Here is a 25,076-nt window from a genome sequence, read left to right as displayed (position 1 = left end):
TTTATATCGGCGGTGAGGTGGTATGAATTCGGGGATAAGAAGCCTTGTCTTGGCGGCACGACAACATGGGGTGGAGCTCGGTGTTGAACGGTTGCTACATGAAAATGCATTACAAGAAGAAAGTGATGTAGATATTGCTACGTTGCTGACGATTGCAAATGCCAATAGGTTGACGGCCAAGTCTATTTCCAGTTCATGGGATGAAATCTCAAAACTGGATTCAGCTTTTCCTGTAATTCTCAGGTTTACGAATAATCGATATGTAATTTTAGCAAGATGGTGTCCATCAAGTGACGGCGAGGATTGTGTTGCGATTTTGGACCCGCTTTCTTCTGATGCCAAGCTGGAATATATTAATCAGGAAACCCTTGAAAAGGTTTGGGCCGGTGACATGGTCCTACTTAAACGCAAGGTGGGTATCCTTAATGATGATAACCCTTTTAGCCTGAGCTGGTTTTTCCGGGAAATGGTGGATCATAAGCTGATTATGCTCCAACTTTTGGGGATTTCTTTCCTGCTGCATATTTTCGGTTTTTTACCCGTTGTCTATATTATGACTGTTTTAGACAAGGTTGTGAATTATGAGGCACATTCTACACTAATTGTTATTGCGGCAGGTATTGTTGTTGCACAGCTGTTTAATGGTGTTTTTGCCTATTTGCGCAAATATCTTATTCTGTTTTTCGTCAGCAAAGTTGAAGTTAAGCTTAATGTGCAGGCTTTCTCCAGCCTTATGGGGCAGTCTGTCGGCTATTTTCACCAAAACTCTCCAACTTCACTGATCAAAACCGTACAGCAAGTTATCAAAATCAAGCAGTTTCTCGTTAGTAAGCTTTTTGGGACTGTCTTGGATGCAACCGGGTTATTTGTTTTTGTGCCGATTTTGCTGCTCTATAGTCCTCAGCTCTTTGGTGTTGTTCTCGTTTTTGCTTTGTTGATCGGGCTGAATAACGTCTTTTCGACCAAACGGCAAAAAGGCGTTATGCAGCAAGTTGGACGTCATGAAACTCAAAAACAATCCATCTTGATGAATTCCATTACGGGCATTGAAACAGTAAAAACCTTAAGTCTTGAATCGATTCTAAAAAAAAGCTGGGAAGAGTATTCATCAAGCTCGACATTAGCCAACCTTGAGCTGGGGAAAATGTCGGAAAAGTCAGCACAGGTAAGTGCGACGTTACAGCAGCTTATGACTGTGACCGTTATTTTTGTTGGCGTTCTTTTGGTCTTTGATGAGCAACTGACCCCCGGTGTTTTGATCGGTGTTAATATGTTGGCAGGCAAGGTTACAGGCCCACTGGTTCAACTTGTGACCATGTCTGTTGACTTTGATCGCTTTAATTCCGCTATTGAAGGGTTAGGCAGTGTTATTAACCGAAAAGGGGAAGCCAGAGGGCAGGGCATTTCACCGACATTGCGTGGTGGTATTGAATTTAACGATGTGTCCCTGACCTATAATGAAGGCCATAAAGTTCTTTCAAACCTGAATTTTGAAATTCAACCGCGACAGCGTATTGCACTTGTTGGCCCTTCTGGTTGCGGAAAGTCATCTCTGATGCGTTTAATGCAAGGGCTTTTGCGCCCCGATGATGGAACGATTTCTTTTGAAGGAAACGAAATTCGCACCATTGATCCCCGCCATTTACGGTTAAACGTCACGCTTGTCGGCAAAGAAAATACTTTCTTTGCTGAAACCATCCGTGAAAACATTCTGCGCCCGATGCCAACGGCTTCAATGGAACGTGTCATATGGGCGACAAAAATGGTTGGGCTGCATGATGAGATTAAAGAGTTTGCAGATGGTTATGAGACACAGCTTGAAGAAGGGGCGGCTAACTTATCTTCAGGTCAACGCCAGAAGCTAGCACTGGCTCGGGCATTAATACGAAATCCTAAGATTCTTATGATTGATGATGCGCTTTCAGGGCTCAGCCTTGATGATGAACATAGTATCCGAAAGAATATGGATGAAATTTCCAGTGGGCGAACCGTCATTTTTGCTACACACCAGCTTTCTCAGATCAAAGACAGTGACCAGATTTTGGTTCTTAATAAAAACGGTGAGCTTTTTGAGCAAGGTACCCATGAAGAACTGATGAATTTGGGTGGGGAATATGCCGACTTATGGTCCAAGGAATGTGCTTTAAGAGGTGGCACGTCATGAGCGAGATTAAGAAAAATGCAATGCCGAGCATTCTAAAAAAACGAAAGTTGAAACGTCCGGCGGGACAATCTGCAGAAAAAAAGAAAGCTCCTGAGAAAAAAGTACAACCTGCACCTTCTCCTACAAAGAAACCTGAGAAAACGGAAACTCCTCAGGCGGGAAGAGACCTAAGAGAAAGGCGTTTTGCACCCGGCGAATTTATCTTTCAGGAAAATGATGAAGCCGATTGTGGTTATGTTGTGATTTCCGGTACGGTGGAAATTTGTAAGATAACTGATGGTAAATACACGACCTTGACGGAAGTTGGTGAAGGTGGGTTATTCGGTGAGATGGCGGTTATCGACCCAGCCCCCAGAAGTGCTGCGGCAAGAGCAGTTGGTGATACGGTCGTGCGTGAAGTCGATGAAGATGCGTTAAGCCAATATATCACCCAAACACCTGATATGGCTGTTTCCATTATGAAACGCCTGTCAACATATGTTCGGACCTCCAATAAAGCATTGGAAGTCAGCGCGTTTGAAGCCCAGCCTGTAAAAGAAAATAAAGCAGAGCAGGTCAAAGAAACTGTTTTTGATAAATTGCGAAAGGAAAATATCGATAATGCCTTTATTATTGATGAGTTCCAATCGCCCAGTGACACAATCGCTCGCCGACGTGTTCCTCCCGTCATTTCATATACATTTTGGGCAATGGCATGCCTTGTTGTTGCCTGTGTCTTGTGGGCAAGTTTTTCGATCATAGATATTTTCATGTCGGCAAACGGTCGTCTAGCAACGACTGTTCCGAAAATAACGGTGCAATCCGGTGAAGGGGCATCTGTACGTTCTGTTCATGTTCAGGCTGGCGAATTGGTAAAAGAGGGGCAGGTATTAGCAACGCTTGACCCGACATTAACAGAAGCGGATTATACACGCCAAAAACAGGAGTTTTCGCAAGTCTTAGCTCAGATCGAACGTTTGGAGGCAGAACGGGATAATCTGGATATTTCCATAGCGCCCCAGATTTCAGATCCGATCCAGTTGGATATTTTTAAGAACCGATGGCAGGAGTATAAATCCAAGGTTCTTACCTATGATCTGGGTGTTGAAAAATCAAAATTCGCTTTGGACACAGCAAGGCGCAAACTTGAAATTGCCCGCGTTGCCTTAAAAGAAGCTCAACACACCTATGACATTAACAAGGAGCTTGTTGATAAAGAGGTTTTCTCTAAAAAGAAAATGGTCGAAGAAGCCTTTAAGCTTGATAAGGCAAAAATTGAATTGAGAAGTTCGGAAATTGCTTTGAAGGTAGCTCAAGGCGATTTGGATACAGCCCAATCAGACCGACAAGCTTTCATCAGTGGCTGGCAAAAGCAAATTAACGAAGAACTTTCAACTGCAACGCAAAAAAGGGCTTCATTGCGTGAAGAGTTGGTCAAGCTGGATCACAAGCGGGGAAATATTCAGATTATTGCCCCTAAAAGCGGCATTATTCTGGAACTTCAGGATTTGTTTGTCGGTTCCATCGTTACCGCAGGGCAACCTGTTTTAACCCTGGTACCTGTTGATGTACCTTTAAATGTTGAAATGGACATTGATCCACAAAATATAAGCAACCTGTCCATCGGTAACGAGGTTTCTGTCAAACTGAATGCGCTGCCGTTCCAGAAACACGGTGACTTAAAAGCACAAATTACGTTTATCTCTGCCGATACAGTGACGACTTCAATTAACGGAGAAGAAGGCACGTATTATCGCGCCCGTGCAGAGATAAAACACAATAACTTACGAAAAGTCCCTGAAGGCTTCCACCTTATTCCCGGTATGCAGTTAAATGCTGATATCATTGTTGGAAAACGACGCTTAATCACTTACGTGCTTTATCCGGTCATCCGAACAATTGAAACGAGCTTCAGGGAACCGTAAGGGTTTTCCCAAATGAAACTCCTCCCTTAAAAGTAAGCATCTTTTTTGGAGGGAAATATTTAAGTAGAGACTTACTGTTAGATAAACATTTATCCTTCCGTTTCGGGTCAAACCGGGACATCACTCTGATTTTTTTCATGCCTGGAACTGCCACAAAAGCAGACTAAACAAGGCTATTTAAGGCCGTACAGAGTCGCTATTTTTCCAGAGCACCATCCCACTGAAATCACCCCAACGATGACTGAGACATCCTTAAACGAAGCCTCAAGGACGAGCATCTTTACAACACAGCTTCAATATCACGGGTACTATGCAAAACCCGCACGATAAAAATCCCATCAGGCTCAATCTGATAAAAAATAGAATAGTGTTGATGCTCGAACCGATAATAACCAGCACGAGTGAAGGAAATATCCCGGCCTAATTTGGGGTGCTCAACCAACTGCACAAAACAGGTTTCCATATCTGATAAATACACATCAGCCTGTTTTTCACCAAACTGCTGATAGGTGTAAACGTAAATGTCATGGAGGTCTTGGTCAGCTAAACCCGAAAGACGATAATCACGCACCGCTTAACTGTGCCTTTGCCGCCTTGACAATATCACCAACCTTACGCTGACTTACACCACTTTGCTCACCTTCCATCAAGGCAAGGTTAATCAACTCACGTTGGCGCTGGTCCTTACGGATTAAATCACGGACATAATCACTGGCATTGGCATAAACACCACTTTTAACCTGACCATCAACCCACTCACGCATGGTATCAGGCAATGACACATTCATTGTTGCCATAACTGTATCCTTTGAAAATGAACTTTGAAAAGAATAACACCGATGACAAAGGTTGCCAACAAAGCCTTTTAAAGACCCCACAGAGTCACTTGGTTGAAAGGGCAACACCACCATCATTTCTGATCCAATGATGACTGAGGAGTCCTTAAAGAAGCTTCGAGCGTCAACATAGACAACTGCATCTGAACAATCAGGATTTCACCCATCAAATCAATCTTATCCTCTATAGACTTTACCCTTGAAAATTTTTTATTTAAGTCACTCCCCTGACGATGCAGGCGATGAGCTTCTGCCCTTAGATTTTGGCGTTTACTTGCTGCCGGAGAGTTCCCTGTACGTGAAGCCCTATACTCTGTGAATGATTGCATTTTCACCTGCCTGTTTTAACCATTGTTATTTAGGCGGGAAACAGGCTGTACAAACATCAACAAAGCGCACCTTTGGGTCTGGAAAATATTGCTTTATCCATGTCATAATGAAGGGTTGGAAGACATTGATGCCGGTGTCTTGACGAAAGGGGCTGTCAGACTGGTGTTTAACCTCCTGTGGTTCTTGTTGTTCGGCATACCGCTTGTCTGTATTCATGCCACATCAGGCCTGTTAAACATCACTATGATGGCCTTAATCGTCACCATTCCGGTGGCGCTCCCTAATGCTATGGCTCATTTCAAAATGACCCCTGTCGCCTTGTTCCCCATCGGCAAACGTGTCGTCAGAACTGAAATGGCAAACTATCTGAATACTGAACTAACCAAGCTTGAGATTGGTGCGGTTAAACAAGAAGTCTCCGACACGAAACCGACATCATGAGGGGAGGAGGATAAAATGAACAAAACACATCTGTTTATAGCTATTGTCCTGTCCATGGCTGCTACCGTCATTGGAGGATATAACCTGCAACATCTGATCACATTCATCACCTGATATTAATCAAATTTATTCATTTAAGACACAATGGGAGATATAAAAACATTGCCTTCCATTTTCTCTATACATATCGGGCTTAAATGATCAGTATGAGCAGTTTAGTTTTCTATTTTTTTATAATATTAATCATTTAACGGCTAGTTGATAACAGACTTATATTTCTTGGCTCCAAGCCAAATGCAGATTACCCTTCATTCAATCATTTTGAACAAAAAGTGTGTAATTACAGGGGCTCGTATGGAAGATTTAAGCAGAACATGTTTTTTCTGTAATCAAGAGATAAACGAAAAAAAGAGTCTAGAGCACATCATTCCCAATTCCTTACTGGGACAGATGAAGATAAAGGAAGAGACCTTAAATGGCGTTTACTCTAGCCAATACAGCAAGATTAAAGTTCCAGCCCATACTAAATGCAACAATGAGTTCGGTAGTCGATATGAAGACCATATCTTAAAACTGCTGAATGACCCCGAAGGGTTGTTTAATGACCTGAATAAGACTGATATGGTTGGACATGCCATTTTCACACCTACAGACGATAGTTTCGGCTTGATATCAACATGGTTAGGTAAAATTTTTTATGGCTTGTTTTATAATGATTATTTGAAAACTAATGATCAGGACTGGAAAGAGGTCTGTTACGAAGTTATTAGCTCAGTAAATTTCAAAATCATCCAAAATGCCTATGAAAAAGAATATGGTTTTAGCCTTCCTTCAAGTCTTTATGTTTTTCAAACAGAAAGCGATGACTTTGACCTGTTGACACGCCTTCACCCATACACACTGTTACTTAAAATAAAAAATCTCGTTTTTATTATCTGCCTGGAGGATGGCTTTTTAACAAAATCTTATATGGGCGATGAAGGGGTTGAAAGCCTTCGGGATACACTTAAAAAATTAGCGATTGAACACCCTAAAGCCCCTGTTCATCATGTGGCACTATGTGAAATTATGGCCTTACGATTAAGCATACCCAAAACTCCAAAATTTGTGTCGTCTAATAACCAAATCATGAATATGAGTTTTATGACTGCTGTGGCTAACTCCGACAAAAAATATGCGCTTGACCAAAAGCTTTACCATGAAAACAGAAAATACGTCCTGAGCGAACACGGCATTAGGTTTGATTAAGCTTGATAGACACTTGAAAAGACAGCAATACTTACATTGTAATTGTTCTGAGAGGGAGTTATGTCGGACAAAGAGGAAAAAGGCGGTTTTGGCTCAGGTAGATTTGGCATGGGAACATATGGCGGACCGCAAGAGACCGCTAGAGAAGAAAACAAACCTGAAGGTGGTACGGTTGTAAGCGCTGGCTCCCTCAATGGTCCAAATTCGATCACTGGCGCTGCACCAAGAACGATTGATGAGGTTGCTGATTTCGACTCTATTGAAGATTTTGATACCATTGGACGCGACCAGCCAGCAGCCACCACTGATGGAGGGATGACCTCATTTGCTTACCAGTTTGAATCCGAGGAACGCCGAAAGGCTGAAGAAAGAGCTTCAGAAAGCCGTGAAGAATGGGATAAAAACGCAGAAGACGCCTGGGAAAAGCCAGAGACGCAACCTGTTGAAGAGGATAAAAAATATCTAACAACAGAAGACCGGGAGATCATTACCACTGAGGATGGGGAAGCTATCGAGCTGGGTGGAGGTTCTCTTGAAGAAGAACTTGAAGCAGCTAAAGCCAGACAAGCAGCTTTTCTTGCAGAAAATGAGTCCTCCGCAATTCATGCACTTTATCGAGAAGGACAAATTGTTGAAGCACTTGAGAAACGCTTAGGCAAAACACAAGAACACGAAGATACTCCCAAACTAGAAAGTGATGAGAAAACAGGGGATGTAGGTACAGAGGCCACATTAACAAAACAACCCCACACAGAGTTAAGCTCAGATAGCTCGATAGAAACCAACGCAGAAGAAACGGAAACTTCATCTTGGAAAGAGCGAGCGGATAAAGAAAAGCTGTATGTTGCCGTACGAAGCGCACGCACTGTCAGCAAAACACATATTGAAACAGTGCGTGATGAAATTGATCGTGCCTTACTAAGCAACAGTGCCCTGGCAGAGGTTGAGCATGTACACCTTGAAACCAGTAAAAAACAACTACGAGATATCAGGAGACTACTGGATGCAGCCTTGATACTGCATGATATGGAAGAGTGGTCTACTGACGTGGTAAAAATGGTGTTCAACACGGCTGATGCAATTGATCACATTGAAAAGAAAACATTGTACAAAGACGCTAAATTCTTAACGGACGCTGCTGCTGTCGGGGCCAAACTCAGAGAATGGGGACATTCGTTAGCGGAGTGGATTGCCAGTGGTGGCGGGGGCTTGGGGTAGGCGGATTAGCTTAACAGTTACGGTATGATGCCACTCATGTCTTTATACAGGCTTGAATGGGACAACACATTCAGCTGCACCTGGGCATTAAGCAGCTTTACCATGAGGTCTAGTTTTTCTTCTGTTGATTTTGCCAATGATATTTTACGGTTTAAGTCATTGAGAAAATGACTTTTTTGAATGTTTTGATTGTCTAAATTCATTAAATGTTTGCATGACCACTCTGATTTTTATGGGTTTGGTTATTTAGTCTGTACAGTATAGGGTGGGGTGATAATGTTACTCAGATGGTTTGCACCGGATGGTGCTGTCATTACTGATGCGTTTTGTCAGATTATTTTTCTGGTCATCTAAGTTCTTAATTTTAGATATACTTGACCTACAGGCAGCTATATCGCACACGCCCGCATAAACATAAAATGATGTAAGAAAATGGAGAGGAAGGCTGGGATACCCACGCCTTCCTAACACCCAAAACTATTGTGGTTGCTGAAATTCAGCGACTAATGAACTGTTCCGTCAAAGGGCCAGGTCGTCTGGACACATAGAGCGTCCCAATGCTTGTTGTTTATTTTTTTAGTGATGTAATCAACCCATTGCTCTTCAGAGCGGGTTGCGTCTTCTATCACGGATTCAATTTGGCATTCAGATTCAGACCGTGACTGATTAAAAGCCATTTTGTTCCACCAAGTGTCCGTCAAAAGAGAAACTATTCCCTGAATTGAAGTGTAAAGCATCACGCATATGTTTGGCAAAGCCATAAGCTATCTCGCCGCTATCTTCTTTTACCTTGGCCTTGAAGCCGTATTGAGAACGATGGGCTTCGTCCGCCATGACGATCACATTGGATCGCTCTGTCAGCACCGGGAAATCTTCGCCTTTTTCAGGGGAGAATTTTTGAATAGTCGTAAAGACAACTCCGCCTGATGGTACTGCCAATAGTTCACGTAATTCTTCACGGTTTTTGGCCTGACGTGGTGTTTGGCGGATCAAATCTTTACATCCGGCAAACGTCTTATAGAGTTGGTCATCCAAATCATTACGGTCAGTGATGATGACCAGTGTCGGATTTCCCATATCAGAATGGGCAATGATGCGACCAGCATAGAATGCCATCAGGAGGCTCTTTCCCGAGCCTTGAGTGTGCCAGATAACACCCGCCTTCCGGTTTCCTTCATTATCTGTTGCAGACAAGCTGCTGAGAACTGCTTTTTGCACAGCATGGAATTGATGGTATCCAGCGATCTTTTTGATTAGCTTGGAGCCATCACTATCAAACACAACAAAGCCTCTGAGGTAATTCAAGAGGCGTTGCGGTTCGAAGATACCTGAAAGCAGAGTGTCAAGCTCTGGAATGCCTTTAGGGGCCACTGTCATACCATCTGTGGTCCGCCACGGCATGAAGCGTTCCTCGTCCGCTGTAAGAGAACCTACACGAGCAAGGATGCCGTCCGATGTTACCAAGAACAGATTGGTGCGGAACAGTGCGTGAATTTCTTTCTTGTAGGTCTGAAGCTGGTTGAACGCACCTTCGATGGTAGCGTTTTCGTCTTCAGGATTTTTGAGTTCTATTACACCGAGCGGAAGTCCGTTCACAAACACAATGATGTCAGGGCGACGATTGTTACGTCCTTCAATGACAGTGAACTGATTAACAGCAGCCCAATCATTGTTATCTGTTGTCTCGAAATCGAGCAGCCAAACTTTCTTGGATTGCAATGATCCATCGGGTGTGTGGTCTTCGATATCAACGCCATCAGTCATCATCAGGTGAAGGCGACGGTTCTCTTCCACGAGAGACGGCGTGGCACTATCAAGCACCCGGTTGATGACTTCCGTGATGCGTCCTCGGAAACATCAGGGTTGATGATCTGTAGTTGCTCACGTAAGCGATCCACCAGCACGACATCGCTGTAAGAGGCACGTTCCAGCTATGGCTGATGAATAGGTTTAATGTACGCATTGTTGATTCCGCTAGCTTTGACCTCCCCCAGCAGGTGAGCCAGAACATTGCGACCACAGAAGTGACAGCGCGATTGGTTGATGGTGGAAACCTTCCCAGCTGGCTGAGTATAAACCCGGCAACAAAATCATTTGAGGCCAAAGCCGTACCAGATGGCGGGCTTCCTCTTGAGGTCGTCCTTAATTATGGCAACGAACAAGTGATGATGGTTATTTCTGAAAGAACCGAAAACTAAGATCAGGACCTTCGCGGCACAAAAAACAACATGTTGAAATGGAGGAGGTCAAGCTTCCTCCATTTTTGTATCTGCCGCTAAAATTACAATAGCCTCTGCCACAATCCGTTATTTATGTTATGCTGCTTCCCTATACACGGATAAAGAATAATAAATCGGACTAAGGCTCTCTCATTTTTTATGTCGTTTCGTCTAAAGACCATACTGGGCATTGCAATTATTGAGATTTTACTGCTCACACTTCTGGTTGTCAGTAGTATCAACTATCTCAAAAGCTCCAATGAAGAACAGATGCTTAATCGGGCGCAGATCAGTGCCCAGTTATTGGCAACAATGACGGCAGAGGCCGTTATTTCACTAGACCTTGCCACATTGGATGCCTTGGTGGAAAAGACCCTGACCAACAAGCAAATCATCTATATTCGTGTCCGCGACAGTGCCGGGGAAGTTCTTTCAGCCCAGGGGCCAAAAGATATTCTGAACAGAGTTTTCAAAGAAGACAGTACAATTCTTGAGGCCCAGCAGGATAATATTCTGGATGTCCAACATCCTATCACCATTGAAGATGATATCTGGGGGGTGATTGAGCTGGGGATGTCAACCACTCAGCTCACAGGGTTTGTCCAACAGGCACGCGAGCACCTCTTAAGTGTTGCTTTTATCGAAGTTATTCTGGTTGGCATTTTTGGTTTCCTGCTGGGCGGAATTCTGACCCGCCAGCTCAAATCCTTGCAAATTGGGGCAAAAAAAGTTGCTCAAGGAGACTTTGGTCACGTGATTGAGGTCAAAGGAAAGGATGAACTTGCCGATACGGCCCATAGCTTTAATGAAATGTCCCTTGCCCTGAAAAAATATGCCGATGACCTTCAGGATGCCTTATCCAGAGCCCATGAAAAACGCTTCAAAGCCGAAAGCATCTTGCAAGATGCAGTTTCCAACCTTTCCCAAGGTGTTCTTTTATTTGATGAAGATGAAAACATCATTTTGATTAACGATGCCTTTGGCAAAATTTTTGATATCCCGCAAGATATCCTTCAAACAATGAAAAACTGTACGGAACTGCATCAATATACAATCGCCACCCAGACGGATACGGTGCTGTTTCCCGGTACATCCGCTGAAAACTCTCTGGTTTCAGACCTTCCTGTTTCAAAAACCAAAGACGGGCGTTATGTCATGCACAGTTTCAAACCACTGAGCATCGGTGGTGGCATACGCGTAGATACGGACATCACGCAAATCATTGAAACAGACGAAAAAAACAGAAAACTCGAACGCGACCTTCTACAAAGCCAGAAAATGGAATCCATCGGGACACTGGCTGCAGGGATTGCCCATGAAATCAATACGCCCATTCAATATATCGGTGACAATCTGCATTTCATGGGGGGCTCTTATGAAAGCCTTTTGAACTTAATTCAAACCTATGAAGGGCTCATTACAGAAATTCAGGAAAAAGAATTAAAGCTCAATGCGCTTGAAGAATGCTTTGAGGCAACTGAAGAGGCTGACCTGGATTTTATCCGGGATGAAATTCCACAGGCAGTGCAACAATCTGTTCACGGGGTTCAGCAAGTCTCAAAAATCGTCCTTGCCATGAAAGAATTTGCCCATCCCAGCCGAAAAGATAAATCTCTGATCAATCTGAACGAAATTGTCGAGCGGGTGCTGATTGTTTGTAAAAACGAATGGAAAAGTCTGGCAACAGTTGACCTTCACCTCAAAGAGGGGCTCAGCACAATTCCTGCCCATGAAAGTGACCTTAATCAAGTCTTGCTTAACATGGTTGTCAATGCCGCCCATGCGATTGCAGAAAAATCCAAAGACATGGGAACAATCACGATCATAACGGATGAAACAAAGCAGCATGTCAGCCTGCGCATCAAAGACAGCGGCATTGGTATTTCACAACTTCATCTTTCCCGTATTTTTGATCCTTTCTTTACCACCAAAGAAGTGGGCAAAGGCAGCGGGCAGGGGCTTTCCATCAGTCACGATATTATTGTCAATAAACATGGGGGAACGATTGAGATTGAAACGGAGGAAGGTCAAGGAACCTGTTTTATCATCACCTTGCCCAAGCAATAAAAAACCCGCGACAAAAAATTCGCGGGTTTTTCCATAACTGAATGTTCAGCAGAACTTAGTTCTTTTTCGCACCATCGTTGATCCAGCGGCGGATGATATTGCGATCTGATTTTTCCAGGCGGCGTGTGTTGTGTGGCATTTTCAACGCCAGATCAGTTTCACCTTCAATCATACGTACCAAGTTGCTGAGAGACGCATCACCGGGAACAATCACAGGACCATGTTTTGTCCCTTTCATGATTGCCTCATGGCTTTCCATAGAGAAACCGGATGCAACAAAACCTTCACCGCCTGCCATATGACACTTTTTACAGTTCTTTTCCAGGATCGGCATAACGTCTTTTGAAAAACTCGGGTGAGTCGGGATGTTGCCGGCAATTGCAGATGTTGCAAACGTCAAGGCAGCAGCGGCAGACAGAATAAAACGCATGATGATTTCTCCGAATTGAGTTTTTAGATTGCCCTCTTCATACACGACCCTATCGTCTTTGATAAGGGCTAAATGGGCATTTCCCCATAATTTATATAGGGTTGTTACAGTCTGTTACAAAGAACTTATTTAAATAGATAATAAACCAGCATAAGGTGTGTTACATTCAACAAACCTAGAATAAATCTTTCTTTCAAATAGAGGATCAAATGAAAAAACTCGCTCTTGCTGCATGTATCTGTGCGACTGCCTTTGTCGGTATCGCTTCAACTGCAATCGCTGCGGAAAGCAACCCGGCAATCGTTCACCGTCAAAGCATCTATAAAGTTGCTGGCGGCCACATGGGTTCTTTGAAAGCTATCTTGTTCCTCGGCGGTAAGGGCGATGCGCTTTACCATGCCGAAGCGATCAAAGGTGCTTTTGACCATATGGGCAAAGCCTACCCGGCAGGTTCTGATGTCGGTGAAACCAAAGCAAAGCCTGAAATCTGGACCAACATGAGTGGCTTCCAGGAAAAAGGCAAAGCCGCTTATGGCGCAACACTTGGCTTGATTGAAGCAGCCAAAAGCGGCGATAAAGCTGCACAGGTTGAAGCCTTCAAAACACTGGGCGGTTCGTGTAAAGCCTGTCACAAAGAGTTCCGCAAGAAATAATATTTTTTGCTAAAAATAAAGGGGAGGGCATCTTATTCTGAGATAGGATGCCCTGTTCTGTTTAAATTAATAGATCTTGAACTAAGGCGGCGCTTATGAAATCCAATCAAAAAATTCCCACATGGGACCTCCCAACCCGCTTGTTCCACTGGACGCTGGTGGCCTTGTTCATCAATGCCTATCTCACCTTTGAGTTTGGTGATGTTAACATGACCTATCATATGTGGAATGGCTATGCGATCCTGACTTTATGTCTCTATCGCCTGTTATGGGGGCTGTTTGGGTCTAATACCGCACGCTTTAGTGATTTCATCAAAGGCCCGAAAGCTGTCTTCACCTATCTGATGTCTTTAAAAGACCCCATGCCGCAAAAATTCCTCGGCCATAACCCGGTCGGTGGCTTGATGGTAATTGCGCTTTTGCTTCTTTTATTAGGGCAGGGCAGTATGGGATTATTCACAACCGACGAAATCATTGTTGAAGGCCCACTGGTCTTTCTTGCGTCATCAGACATGGTAAGTTTGGCAGGAACGCTCCACCGCCTTGGCTTCTGGGTTATTCTCGCCTGTGTGGCCCTACATGTGAGTGCAGCGCTATTTTATCTGATTTTCAAAAAAGAAAATCTCATCCGCGCCATGGTCACAGGCAATAAAGATGCAGAGATCGTTCCAGAAGGACAAGAACTGAAACAACAATCATCCTTCAAGGCCCTAATCTTACTGGCCTGTTCTGCTGGCACGGTTTGGCTGGCCCTCAACATCTGGCATTTTTGACATAGCAAATCCCGAGTAATTTTGATTAATTAAGGGGCTGAAGTAGCTAAGGACTGAAAGAGGTTCTATAATGGCTACGATGTACATCCGAAAAAGTCGTCTGACTTTACGTCAGCAAAGCAAGTTGATTGAGCATTTTGTCGCAGGCAGCACGGCTCGTGCGACTGCTGAAATTGTAGGTGTCCAAGCGAACACAGCGATCCGCTTCTTCATGCGGCTTCGCCAATTGATTGCCAGCAAGTTGCCGAGCTATCGTTTGCAAAGCGAGATTGAAGCTGATGAAAGTTATTTTGGCGGTGTCCGTAAAGGAAAACGAGGTCGTGGTGCTGGCGGCAAAGTGGCTGTGTTTGGCCTTTTAAAGCGGGGTGGCAAGGTCTATACGGCAATCATTCCCAATGCAAAGACAGAGACGCTGTTACCGATTATTCAGGAGAAGGTCGAGCCTGACAGTATCGTCTATACCGATACGTTTGGCGCTTACAACGCATTGGATGTTTCGGACTTTCATCACCGCCGCATCAACCATTCCAAACTCTTTGCAGACAAACAAAATCACATCAATGGCATTGAGAACTTTTGGAATCAGGCAAAGCGTCATATGCGGAAATTCAACGGTATCAAACCTGACCATTTCTACTGGTTTCTCAAGGAGTGTGAATGGCGTTTCAATGGAGGCAACCACGCAGACCTCCTAAAGCAGCTGAAAATATGGTATAAACAGGCTAAACATTAACCCTTAGCTACTTCAGCCCCTTAATTAATTTAGCTATAGTTACGCAAAGCCAATTCCTGCGGGTGAGGCTTGAGATAACTTTGCTGTGCCAAATAAGACTGTTCAAAACGACGCACCATATGTGTCATTAACGTCAACGGAACAGACAGTGGATATTGTCCGCGCTGATAGCCTGCGATCAATTGATTTAACTCAGCCCGGCCCTGCGCTGTCTGTTTTTTCTTCAGATAGCCCGCCATATGCATCAAGGCATTAACCTGCTTGCCCCGGCTGGCCTTATGATTCACACAAGCCATGAATTCCTTAATATAGACCATCTTGAAATCGTCGCGTTCAAAGGACTTCACATTCCCGAGCAAACGACCCAGCACTTTTGCCTGTTGGGGGTGATGAGCCATCAACAACATTTTTTCGCGAGCATGAAACGCAATAATATCTTTACGCTTCCAATCCCCCTTAAACACATCTTTCACCCGGCGAAAGGCAAAAACACGGTTAATAAATTGCTCTCTCAACATCGGGTCAGCTAAACGCCCATCTTCTTCCACAGGGAGTTCGGGGCATCTGTCCATAACCTCTTGAGCAAACAAACCACGGCCCCGACGCTGGGCAGGCTGGCCGTTTTGATAAATTTTGACTCTGAACACACCGCAACTTGGGGAGTTTTTCTTAAAAACAAACCCATCCAGATCCATTTGATCCAACTGCTCACACCAGCTTTTTGAAAAAGCACGCATGTCTTGGGTAAAATCATGACCTGACTTTGGGGCAAGCATTTCAACTTTCCCCTCAGCAGAACGTTCCAGACGTACAGTTTCACGCGGAATGCCCATACCAATCGCAGTTTCAGGACAAGTCGGGACAAATTCAGCATATGTCCCCAGAGATTTCGTGACAAAACGGTTATGACAATGCCCACCATTGTAGCGTACTTCCTGTCCCAACAAACAGCTCGACACACCGATTTTCAATTTTTTATCCATTCGTCTTCTCCACAAGCGTTTATTAGAAAAACAAACTTTGCACTTTAAAATTACTACAAAAAGATATCTTATTTACGGTATTTAAAACAACCTAGGGAGAATACAGATCCGCATAACAAAAACATCTTATATAAATGTAAAAAGAGGTATGACCAATTAAGTGGTAAGACCATGAAAAATAACGCTTTTTACTAAAGTCTTACTTGAAGAAAAGGTGGAATAATCATACAAACGCCAGCTATATGATTTTTTTTTGACAGCTAGTGAGATAGGGTTGCCCCGTGAAACCAACCAACACTTCTGATCCGGCACACTTTCATAAAGTGGTCGATTGCCAATATGCCTGTCCGGCCCACACGCCGGTTCCTGAATATATTCGCTTGATCCTCGCACGTCGTTACACAGACTCTTATATGGTCAACTGGGAAGCAAACGTCTTTCCGGGTGTTCTGGGTCGTGTATGTGACCGCCCGTGTGAACCGGCCTGTCGCCGCCAACGCGTAGAAGAAAATCCGGTGGCGATCTGTCGCCTCAAACGTGTTGCTGCCGACAATAAAGAAGATATCAAAGACCGCCTGCCGCAAATCCCGACAGAAAAGAATGGCAAAAAGATTGCCTTGCTTGGTGCAGGTCCGGCTTCCCTGACAGTTGCACGTGATTTGATGCCACTGGGGTATGACGTAACACTTTATGAGCGCGACGCCCAGGCTGGCGGCATGATGCGCACACAAATCCCGTCTTTCCGCTTGCCGCTGGATACATTGAACAGCGAAGTAGACACGGTTCTCGATTTTGGTGTGAACACCCGCTTTGGTGAAGAATTGACGTCCCTGAAATCTGTTCTGGATGAAGGCTACGACGCTGTTGTTGTCGGCACAGGTGCCCCGTCTGGTCGCCCATTAAAAATGGACGGTCTGGAAGAAGCTGGAGATCACGTTCAAATCGGGATCAACTGGCTGGCTGGTGTCACATTCGAACACGTTAAAGAAGCCCCGAAACGCGTTGTTGTTCTGGGCGGTGGTAACACGGCAATGGACTGTACCCGTACAGCACGTCGCCTGGGTGCCAGCGAAGTCAAAGCCATCGTTCGTTCCACCTATGACGAAATGAAATCTTCCCCATGGGAGCGTGAAGACGCCATGGAAGAAGGTGTTGAAATCATCCCGAACCACACACCGCTGCGTTACGTCATTGAAGACGGCAAATTCATCGGCGTTGAATTCGAACGCGTTGAAACACAGTGGGACAAGGGCAAACGTAACCTGGTCTCCACCGGTGAGAAAATGCTGGTGGAATGTGACCTTGTGCTGGTTGCTGTTGGTCAGGATGCCAGCTTCCCCTGGATTGAGCGCAACATCGGCATTGATTTTGATGACTGGGGCATGGCAGTTCTGAATAAAGACACGCTGCAATCCAGCCACGAGAAAGTTTTCTTTGCAGGTGATGCGGCCTTTGGTCCGGAAAACATCATTACAGCTGTGGCCCACGGTCACATTGCTGCGGCCTCTATTGACCGTATGCTGTCTGATGACAAAGAACTCGATGAGATCCCGGCAGGGAACTACACCATGGAATCTCAGAAAATGGGTATTCATGAGTGGTCTTATCAAAGTGCTGTTTCCAATGACCCGCGCAATAAAGTGCCGGTGATGAATTTGGAAGAAGCCATGAAAGACATGATGGCGGAAGTTGAGTTGGGCTTTGATGAAAAGCTGGCCCTGAAAGAAGCCTCACGTTGTTTGAGCTGCGACGTTCAGACTGTCTTCTTAGGCGATCGTTGTATCGAATGTGTATCTTGTGAAGATATCTGTCCGATGGATTGTATCAACTTCATCGACAATGGTGATGAAGATGATCTGCGTTCACGCCTGCGCGTTCCGGCTGTGGGTAACGAAAAAGACATTTATGTCTCTGATGCACTTGCCAGCAAAAAAATCATGGTCAAAGATGAAGATGTTTGTCTGCACTGTGGCCTTTGCGCGGAACGTTGCCCGACAGGGGCATGGGACATGCAGAAATTCCTATTTAAAGCGACACAGGTAGAGGTGGCTTAACGATGAAACATATTAATTCCGTAAACGAATTTGTTATTCGTTTTGCCAACACAAACGGAACTGGTTCTGCCAGTGCCAACAACATGTTTGCCAAAGCCTTGTTCCGTATGGGCGTTCCGGTAAGTCCGCGTAACGTCTTCCCGTCCAACATTCAGGGCATGCCCACATGGTTTGACGTGCGTGTTTCTGAAAAAGGCTATCTTGGTCGCCGTGAAGGCGGTGCAGAAATCGTAGTGGGCATGAACGCCCAGTCCATGGTTGCCGATGTTGAACATGTACTGGCTGGCGGTTATTTCCTTTATGATTCCACCAAAGAAATCGACCCGCAGCTGCTGCGCAAGGACATTACCTTCCTCGGCCTGCCGATTTCTGATGTGTGCCGTAAAGAATATACTGACCCGCGTCAGCGCCAACTGTTTAAGAACGTCATCTATATCGGTGCTCTTGCAGCTCTGCTGGATATGGATTTCGACGTTCTCAAAGGCTTGATCTCAGATCAGTTCAAAGGCAAGGAAAAGCTCATTGCCCCGAACGTCCATGCCTTGGAACTCGGCTATCAGATGGCGACAAGCAACTTCACATGCCCACTGTCCATCACCGTTAAAAATTCCGATCAGGTTGGTTCACGCATCCTGATTGACGGCAACACAGCTTGTGGTCTGGGTGCGGTTTATGGGGGCTGTACGGTTGCGGGTTGGTATCCGATCACCCCGTCCACATCCGTTGTTGAAAACTTCGAAAAATACTGTAACCGCCTGCGTATCGACCCGGCATCTGGCAGAAAGAACTTCGCCGTCATGCAGGCCGAAGACGAACTGGCTGCGATCGGTATCGCCATTGGTGGCGGCTGGAACGGTGCACGTTCTTTCACAGCCACATCCGGTCCGGGTGTGTCGTTGATGACAGAATTCCTCGGTTTGGCTTATTTCGCTGAAATTCCGGTGGTTCTGATGAACGTTCAACGTGCTGGCCCATCCACAGGTATGCCGACACGTACACAACAATCAGACGTCCTGTCTTGCGCGTATGCTTCACACGGTGATACGAAACAAGTGATGATTTTCCCATCATCCCCCAAAGAATGTTTCGACATGTCTGCTGATGCGTTTGATTATGCTGAACGTTTACAGACACCGATCATCTTGATGACGGATCTGGATCTGGGCATGAACGATCACCTGACAGAAGAACTGAGCTGGGATGACAGCCGCGAATATGACCGTGGTAAAGTTCTCAACGCCCAACAGCTTGAAGAAGTTGAAGAGTTTGGCCGTTACCTTGATGTGGATGGTGATGGTATTCCGTATCGCACATATCCGGGCACACACCCGGAAAAAGGCATCTACTTCACCCGTGGTACAAGCCGTGATGAATATGCGGTTTACACCGAAAAAGGCGAAGATTACGTTCGCAACATGGAACGTCTGGAGAAGAAGTTTGCAACAGCTGCTGAACTTCTGCCTCAGCCGGAAATGCATGCGGGCAACGCAGGCTCTAAAGTCGGAGTGATCTATTACGGTACAACAGACCATGCCATGGACGAAACTTTCGACATGCTGGCTGATCAAGGCTACAGCCTTGACGGTATGCGTGTGAAATCTTTCCCGTTTGGCAAGGCTGTTGATGACTTCATCAAGAAACATGATCAGGTCTTTGTTGTTGAACAAAACCGTGACGGTCAAATGCGTACGCTCTTGATCAACGAGCTGGAAATTGATCCGGCCAAGGTTGTTCAAGTCACCCATTATGACGGTATGCCGATCACAGCTTCCTTCATCAGTGAAGCCATTGTTAAAAACATTGCCATCAAGCCGGCGAAGAAAAAAGCTGCGAAGAGAGGGTAAGAAAAATGAGTTACTTAAAGTCCAAATTTCATCACCCGAACCTGGCACGCAACGAACTGGGCCTGACCTATCGTGACTACGAAGGGTCTTTGTCCACATTATGTGCGGGTTGTGGCCACGATGCCGTGGGTGCAGCGCTTGTTCAAGCCTGTTTCGAGCTGTCAATCGAGCCACACAAAGTTGCCAAACTGTCTGGTATCGGCTGTTCTTCCAAAGCCCCAACTTACTTCCTGGGTAAGTCTCATGGCTTTAACACCGTTCATGGCCGTATGCCGTCTGTGGCAACTGGGGCGTCCATGGCAAACCGCAGCCTGAAATATATCGGCATGTCCGGTGATGGCGATACAGCGTCTATCGGTATGGGCCAGTTTGCCCATGTGGTGCGCCGTCGCCTGAACATGACATATGTGGTTGCCAACAACGGTGTTTATGGCCTGACAAAAGGTCAAACAGCGGCAACAGCGGATAAAGGTTCCAAAACCAAAAAAGGTGAAGAGATCATGTGGGGGGCGATTGACCTGCCGACCATGGCTCTGCAACTGGGGGCAACATTTGTTGCGCGTTCTTTCTCTGGTGATAAAGAACAGCTGGTGCCGTTGCTGAAAGCTGCGATCTGTCACGAAGGTTTTGCTTTCATCGACATCATGTCACCTTGTGTGACCTTCAACAACCACGCCACATCTACACGCTCTTATGATTACGTGCGTGAACATGTGGAAGAAGGCAACATCACAGACTTCGTGCCGTCCCAAGAAGAGATCACAACGTCTTATCCGGAAGGCGAAAGCAAGGATATCTGCCTGCATGATGGTTCCATCCTGCGCCTGCACAAGGGTATCAACGGCTTTGATCCGCAAGATCGTTTTGCGGCTATCAATGCCATTGAACAACACCGTGCAAAAGGCGAGATCCTGACAGGTCTGCTGTATTGTGACCCAACCTTGCGTGATATGCACGACTTCCTTGGTACAACGGATACACCGTTGAACAGCCTGGATGAAAAAACACTGTGTCCGGGCAACCACGCCCTGGACGGGATCAACAACAGCTTCCGTTGATCACCAAATAAAACCGTCATCCTCGTACTTAATACGAGGATCCAGTTACCTTTATGGACTTTCTGGATCCCCAATCAAGTTGGGGATGACGGTTTCTTTCTTACTTCTTCAATAAATTCATCCGTGTCGGCTGATCAAAATAAGTCAGCCCGTCTGCTTTTTGATCGCCAAGTCGGTCAAAAGCCGCGCGTAGCTCCACGTCTTGGTCTTCAAAAATCTTTTCACGTTCCGGGTTTGGACCTGTCAACTTATCATGCAATTCTTCGAAGCTCTTGCGACGAACCGGATGATTATAAATTTCTTCGGCTTCCCAGCTTAAGCCCAGTTCCGCATATCGCTTGATATTGTCATAAGCCACCGCGCGCACATGGGTTTCATCGTCAATGGGCTGCAACAGCTCAAAATGCGGGCCTTCGGCAATAGGTTCTGAGATATAAATCTGTCCGCCTTTTTTCAACACACGCACGGCCTCTTTCAAGGCATTAAATTGTTCATCCAGTGGGATATGGTGCAGGCTGTTGAAAAACACAATGATGTCCTGCGTTTCATCATCAAAAGGCAGGTCTTGGCCCACACCGTCCATAAAACGTTCATCTGCCACAGTCTCATAGGACAGGGCCTTTTCCATCTGACGCTCAGAACATTCCAGTCCGATCACATGAGCCCCTTGTTTCGCCATCATGCGAGTCAGGTGGCCTTCACCACTGCCGATATCCAGAACTTTCTTTCCCGCCAATTCCAAGGTTTCTTTCAAGACATCGGCATTTTTTCTTTTTTGCATGATGATCCATCCTACATGATAAAATCTGACCTTTATTAAAATTACATTTCACTAATAAAGCAATCACAAAATCGGGTAGGGGATTGAATAATTTCCCCCTCTGACTTATCTTCGAAAAATAGATTTAATTCAGGAATATACTCATGTCTCAACCGCTTGATGATACAGCCCTTAACCAACTCTTTCTCGAAGCCCGCACTCATAATGTGTGGCAGGACAAAGACGTCTCGGATGACCTTCTGAACAAAGCCTGGGACCTGGCCCGCTGGGCACCAACCAGTATGAACTGCAACCCGGTGCGCATCACTTTTATCAAAACGCCAGAAGCCAAAGAACGCCTGAAAGCCTGCTTGTCAGAAGGTAATATCGAAAAAACAATGTCTGCTCCGGCGACGGCAATCATTGCAACTGACATGACATTCTACACCAACATGCCCCGCCTGTTCCCAAGCTTCCCCGGTGCAGCTGACATGTTTGAAAATGCACCGGACCTGTGTGAAGAAACAGCCACCCGAAACAGCACCTTGCAAGGTGCCTATTTCATCATGGCATGTCGCACTTTAGGACTAGATTGCGGCCCCATGTCCGGTTTTGATAACAAGAAACTGGATGAAGAGTTTTTTAAAGACTCCAGTCTCAAGTCTAACTTCCTGTGCAATATTGGGTATGGGGATAAAGCAGGTCTTTACAATCGCGGACCACGACCAGCCTTTGACGAAGTGTGCGATGTCCTGTAATTCAGACATAAGTACTTATACGTAACGCTACCTTTTCACTCTTCATTTGGTTATGATAGGCTCCTGAACCGCCATGGAAATGAAGAGTGAAATGAACCCGATCAATAACCCTATCAGCACGATTGTAAACCACAACCTGCTGACCTGCCGCCCTGATGATACGGTTGCCCACTGCGCCCACACAATGCAGGCCCATGGCTGTAGTTCTATTCTGGTTGAAGAAAACGGGATGCCCATTGGCATCTGGACGGAAAAAGACAGCCTGCGCATGGATGTCTCCAACCTGGCCATCTTTGATCGCCCTGTGCGTGAGTTCATGAACTTCCCGGTCAAAAGCATCCGCGAAGATGTCACCATTGGGGCTGCTGCGGTTCGTTTTAAAGAAGAAAAGGTTCGCCATCTTCTGGTCATCAATGATGATAATACGCCCATCGGGATCATCACCCAGACCGATGTTATCTTGAAACATGGCGAAGAATATTATCTGACCGTCAAAACCGTTGAACAGACGATCACCCAAACCGCCCCCATGGCGCATGAAAGCCTGTCGCTGCATGATACCTTAAAAATCATCAGCAATTCCCCACAGGCTGCGGTTTGCGTACAATTTGAAGATGGTTATGGCATCATCACGGAAAAAGACGTCACACGCTTTTTATCCCAACGTCAATTCCCCCAAACCGCAGGGGAGGCGGCTTCACGCCCTCTCAAGACCATTTCCAAGGATGCAAACCTGCTGGAAACCCGCAACCAGCTGGTGAAAACAGGCTTTCGCCATCTTGGTGTGCATAATCATAATGGCGATATTATCGGGTTGATCAGTTTTTCCGGAATTCTTTCCAGCCTGCAATTTGAATATGTCCGGCGTATCAATACCATTTTAGAAGAACGCTCTCAGGCGTTGCGCACCTCACAAAATAACCTGCATCTGGCCCATAAGATTATTGAGGCATCGCTGGATGGTATCATCATCGCTGATGCAGAAGGCAAAATTGCGTACGTCAACCCAACCTTTACCCATGTCACAGGATATAGCGCAGAAGAAGCCATTGGTCACACACCAGCCTTGTTAAAATCAGGTCGCCATGAAAAAGGCTACTACCAAAAAATGTGGGAACAACTGAAAAAAGATGGCTATTGGCAAGGTGAAATCTGGAACCGTCGCAAAAATGGGGAAGTCTATCCAGAATGGCTGACCATCACCGCCATTAAAAATGATGCTGGAGATATTTTCCAATATGCGGGTATTTTCTGCGATATCACAGAACGTAAAAATCAGGAAAAACAAATCCAGCGTCTGGCCTATTTTGACGAACTGACCAAACTGCCCAACCGCCGCCTGTTTTCAGATCGCCTTAATATGGCTGTAGAACGCGCCAAACGCCATGACAGCAAGCTGTCCATTATGTTTGTGGACCTTGATCATTTTAAAAAGATCAACGATACGCTAGGCCATAATACCGGGGATGCCATTTTGGAAGAAGCTGCTGAACGGCTTAAAAAATGCACCCGTGGTGAAGACACCGTTGCGCGCATGGGTGGGGATGAGTTTATTTTGCTTTTCCCGGAAATTGACAGCGTAGATGAAGTCATCAAAGTTGCCCAACGTATTATTGATGCGTTCTCCAAACCCTTTACTGTACAGGAACACACACTTTTTGTGACCGCCAGCCTGGGCATGAGCGTCTTTCCCGAAGATGGCGAAGATGTGGAAACCATTATCAAACATGCTGATGCAGCCATGTATCGTTCCAAGGCAGAAGGGCGCAGCACCTTCAACCTGTTCAATCCGTCTTTCACGGAACAAGGCATGCGCCAGCTACAAATCGAAACAGCACTGCGCAGTGCCATTGCGAAAAATGAATTTGAACTTTATTACCAGCCACAGGCCAAAGCCCCCAATGGCAACATCATTGCCGCAGAAGCCCTCTTACGTTGGCATAACGATGAAATTGGCAAAATCGGTCCAGCAGAATTTATCCCCATTGCCGAAGAAATCGGCCTGATTTCAGAAATTGGCACATGGGTTCTGGAAACCGTGTGTAAACAGCTGAAAGAATGGCGCGACAAAGACTATCCCGCCATGACCATTGGGGTAAATATCGCACCAGAACAAATTACCAACCATCATTTCCCCAAACTGGTGCAAGACTTGCTGGACCAATATGAACTCAATGGGAGCTGTCTGGAAATTGAAATCACCGAAGGCTCCTTCATTGATAACCCCGAGCAAGTCAAATCCAATCTCCATGCCCTGAAACAAATTGGGGTGCGCATTGCCATTGATGATTTTGGCACAGGTTATTCCAACCTGAGCTACCTGCGCCGCCTGCCTGTGGATCACCTCAAAATTGATCAAAGCTTCATCCATGGCATGTTCAATGACGAAGGCAACCGCCAGCTTATTAAAACCATCCTGTCCATGAGCGAAAACCTCGGCATGCAAAGTATCGCAGAAGGGGTTGAAAGCCAGCCGCAAGCCGAATTCCTTAGCGAAGGGGGCTGCTCTATTATTCAGGGCTACTTCTTGTCCAAACCCAAGCCTGCAGATGAATTTGAAAAGCACTTCCAAATACCAACGAAACAAAAAGAGTGACGTCACA

Annotated in this window: 23 protein-coding genes; 15 read left to right on the top strand and 8 right to left on the bottom strand. The window is 45.6% G+C overall.

Annotated features, from left to right (window positions below; translation table 11 throughout):
- Window positions 1-22: 22 nt before the first annotated feature.
- Window positions 23-2,164 carry a peptidase domain-containing ABC transporter gene (locus E4K71_RS06155; RefSeq protein ID WP_135077774.1) on the top strand — a complete coding sequence of 714 codons (2,142 nt, stop codon included), beginning with the start codon at window positions 23-25 and terminating at the stop codon, window positions 2,162-2,164.
- Window positions 2,161-4,068, top strand: a complete 1,908-nt coding sequence (locus E4K71_RS06150) for an HlyD family type I secretion periplasmic adaptor subunit (protein WP_167730324.1) — start codon at window positions 2,161-2,163, stop codon at window positions 4,066-4,068. The genes E4K71_RS06155 and E4K71_RS06150 overlap by 4 nt, the downstream gene beginning before the upstream one ends.
- Before the next feature lie 280 nt (window positions 4,069-4,348).
- Here the strand turns inward: E4K71_RS06150 and E4K71_RS06145 are convergent, their stop codons facing one another.
- From E4K71_RS06145 to E4K71_RS06135, 3 genes are all read right to left on the bottom strand, one after another.
- A complete protein-coding gene (locus E4K71_RS06145) occupies window positions 4,349-4,639 on the bottom strand; it encodes a type II toxin-antitoxin system RelE/ParE family toxin (RefSeq protein WP_135077770.1) in 291 nt (96 codons plus the stop codon).
- The gene (locus tag E4K71_RS06140) at window positions 4,632-4,865 is read right to left on the bottom strand and encodes a type II toxin-antitoxin system ParD family antitoxin (RefSeq protein WP_135077768.1); all 234 of its coding nucleotides are present in this window, start codon (window positions 4,863-4,865) and stop codon (window positions 4,632-4,634) included. The genes E4K71_RS06145 and E4K71_RS06140 overlap by 8 nt, the downstream gene beginning before the upstream one ends.
- Before the next feature lie 113 nt (window positions 4,866-4,978).
- Complete coding sequence (locus tag E4K71_RS06135) at window positions 4,979-5,233, bottom strand: hypothetical protein (RefSeq protein ID WP_135077766.1); 255 nt, start codon at window positions 5,231-5,233, stop codon at window positions 4,979-4,981.
- An 88-nt stretch (window positions 5,234-5,321) separates the two neighbouring features.
- Between E4K71_RS06135 and E4K71_RS06130 the strand changes: the two genes are divergently transcribed.
- The 3 genes from E4K71_RS06130 to E4K71_RS06120 all read left to right on the top strand — a co-directional run bounded on the left by E4K71_RS06130 (window position 5,322) and on the right by E4K71_RS06120 (window position 8,141).
- The gene (locus tag E4K71_RS06130) at window positions 5,322-5,675 is read left to right on the top strand and encodes a YccF domain-containing protein (protein ID WP_167730322.1); all 354 of its coding nucleotides are present in this window, start codon (window positions 5,322-5,324) and stop codon (window positions 5,673-5,675) included.
- 354 nt (window positions 5,676-6,029) lie between these two features.
- Window positions 6,030-6,923 carry an HNH endonuclease gene (locus E4K71_RS06125; protein ID WP_167730320.1) on the top strand — a complete coding sequence of 298 codons (894 nt, stop codon included), beginning with the start codon at window positions 6,030-6,032 and terminating at the stop codon, window positions 6,921-6,923.
- Window positions 6,924-6,983: 60 nt separating this feature from the next.
- A complete protein-coding gene (locus E4K71_RS06120) occupies window positions 6,984-8,141 on the top strand; it encodes a hypothetical protein (protein ID WP_135077760.1) in 1,158 nt (385 codons plus the stop codon).
- 17 nt (window positions 8,142-8,158) lie between these two features.
- On the opposite strand, the gene E4K71_RS06115 is transcribed toward E4K71_RS06120, so the two are convergent.
- The gene (locus tag E4K71_RS06115) at window positions 8,159-8,344 is read right to left on the bottom strand and encodes a hypothetical protein (RefSeq protein WP_135077759.1); all 186 of its coding nucleotides are present in this window, start codon (window positions 8,342-8,344) and stop codon (window positions 8,159-8,161) included.
- 463 nt (window positions 8,345-8,807) lie between these two features.
- Window positions 8,808-9,935, bottom strand: coding sequence for an HsdR family type I site-specific deoxyribonuclease (locus E4K71_RS06110; RefSeq protein WP_240796878.1), 1,128 nt, complete (start codon window positions 9,933-9,935; stop codon window positions 8,808-8,810).
- A 146-nt stretch (window positions 9,936-10,081) separates the two neighbouring features.
- Between E4K71_RS06110 and E4K71_RS06105 the strand changes: the two genes are divergently transcribed.
- Window positions 10,082-10,339 carry a hypothetical protein gene (locus E4K71_RS06105; protein WP_135077757.1) on the top strand — a complete coding sequence of 86 codons (258 nt, stop codon included), beginning with the start codon at window positions 10,082-10,084 and terminating at the stop codon, window positions 10,337-10,339.
- Window positions 10,340-10,519: 180 nt separating this feature from the next.
- The gene (locus tag E4K71_RS06100; protein WP_135077755.1) at window positions 10,520-12,427 is read left to right on the top strand and encodes an ATP-binding protein; all 1,908 of its coding nucleotides are present in this window, start codon (window positions 10,520-10,522) and stop codon (window positions 12,425-12,427) included.
- A 55-nt stretch (window positions 12,428-12,482) separates the two neighbouring features.
- Here E4K71_RS06100 and E4K71_RS06095 read toward each other — a convergent pair whose 3' ends face one another.
- Window positions 12,483-12,857, bottom strand: a complete 375-nt coding sequence (locus E4K71_RS06095) for a c-type cytochrome domain-containing protein (protein ID WP_135077753.1) — start codon at window positions 12,855-12,857, stop codon at window positions 12,483-12,485.
- Window positions 12,858-13,066: 209 nt separating this feature from the next.
- On the opposite strand from E4K71_RS06095, the gene E4K71_RS06090 reads away from it, so the two are divergent.
- From E4K71_RS06090 to E4K71_RS06080, 3 genes are all read left to right on the top strand, one after another.
- Window positions 13,067-13,510 (top strand): cytochrome c, encoded by a 444-nt coding sequence (locus E4K71_RS06090; protein WP_135077751.1) that lies wholly within the window; start codon window positions 13,067-13,069, stop codon window positions 13,508-13,510.
- A 95-nt stretch (window positions 13,511-13,605) separates the two neighbouring features.
- Window positions 13,606-14,283, top strand: coding sequence for a cytochrome b/b6 domain-containing protein (locus E4K71_RS06085; protein WP_135077749.1), 678 nt, complete (start codon window positions 13,606-13,608; stop codon window positions 14,281-14,283).
- 79 nt (window positions 14,284-14,362) lie between these two features.
- The gene (locus E4K71_RS06080) at window positions 14,363-15,016 is read left to right on the top strand and encodes an IS1595 family transposase (RefSeq protein ID WP_135081994.1); all 654 of its coding nucleotides are present in this window, start codon (window positions 14,363-14,365) and stop codon (window positions 15,014-15,016) included.
- Between the two features lie 29 nt (window positions 15,017-15,045).
- Here E4K71_RS06080 and E4K71_RS06075 read toward each other — a convergent pair whose 3' ends face one another.
- Entirely contained in the window at window positions 15,046-15,999 is a 954-nt protein-coding gene (locus E4K71_RS06075; protein WP_135077747.1) for a DUF523 and DUF1722 domain-containing protein, read from the bottom strand.
- A gap of 281 nt (window positions 16,000-16,280) precedes the next feature.
- Here E4K71_RS06075 and E4K71_RS06070 point away from each other — a divergent pair, with 281 nt between their 5' ends.
- Genes E4K71_RS06070 through E4K71_RS06060 form a run of 3 tightly spaced genes read left to right on the top strand, consistent with a single transcriptional unit; the run spans window position 16,281 to window position 20,955 of the window.
- Window positions 16,281-18,053: an FAD-dependent oxidoreductase gene (locus tag E4K71_RS06070; protein ID WP_135077745.1), complete on the top strand. Its 1,773-nt coding sequence runs from the start codon at window positions 16,281-16,283 to the stop codon at window positions 18,051-18,053.
- 2 nt (window positions 18,054-18,055) lie between these two features.
- Window positions 18,056-19,897 carry a 2-oxoacid:acceptor oxidoreductase subunit alpha gene (locus tag E4K71_RS06065; RefSeq protein WP_135077743.1) on the top strand — a complete coding sequence of 614 codons (1,842 nt, stop codon included), beginning with the start codon at window positions 18,056-18,058 and terminating at the stop codon, window positions 19,895-19,897.
- A gap of 5 nt (window positions 19,898-19,902) precedes the next feature.
- Window positions 19,903-20,955: a 2-oxoacid:ferredoxin oxidoreductase subunit beta gene (locus E4K71_RS06060; RefSeq protein WP_135077741.1), complete on the top strand. Its 1,053-nt coding sequence runs from the start codon at window positions 19,903-19,905 to the stop codon at window positions 20,953-20,955.
- Window positions 20,956-21,055: 100 nt separating this feature from the next.
- On the opposite strand, the gene E4K71_RS06055 is transcribed toward E4K71_RS06060, so the two are convergent.
- Window positions 21,056-21,736 carry a class I SAM-dependent methyltransferase gene (locus tag E4K71_RS06055; RefSeq protein ID WP_135077739.1) on the bottom strand — a complete coding sequence of 227 codons (681 nt, stop codon included), beginning with the start codon at window positions 21,734-21,736 and terminating at the stop codon, window positions 21,056-21,058.
- Between the two features lie 143 nt (window positions 21,737-21,879).
- Here E4K71_RS06055 and E4K71_RS06050 point away from each other — a divergent pair, with 143 nt between their 5' ends.
- Both E4K71_RS06050 and E4K71_RS06045 read left to right on the top strand, forming a co-directional pair.
- The gene (locus E4K71_RS06050; protein ID WP_135077737.1) at window positions 21,880-22,473 is read left to right on the top strand and encodes a malonic semialdehyde reductase; all 594 of its coding nucleotides are present in this window, start codon (window positions 21,880-21,882) and stop codon (window positions 22,471-22,473) included.
- A gap of 73 nt (window positions 22,474-22,546) precedes the next feature.
- Window positions 22,547-25,069, top strand: coding sequence for an EAL domain-containing protein (locus E4K71_RS06045; protein ID WP_135077735.1), 2,523 nt, complete (start codon window positions 22,547-22,549; stop codon window positions 25,067-25,069).
- Window positions 25,070-25,076: the final 7 nt, after the last annotated feature.

Origin of the sequence: Terasakiella sp. SH-1 (genome assembly GCF_004564135.1) — a bacterium.
In the GTDB taxonomy this organism is placed as follows: Bacteria; Pseudomonadota; Alphaproteobacteria; order Rhodospirillales; family Terasakiellaceae; genus Terasakiella.
This window is presented reverse-complemented; position numbering and strand designations above follow the sequence as displayed.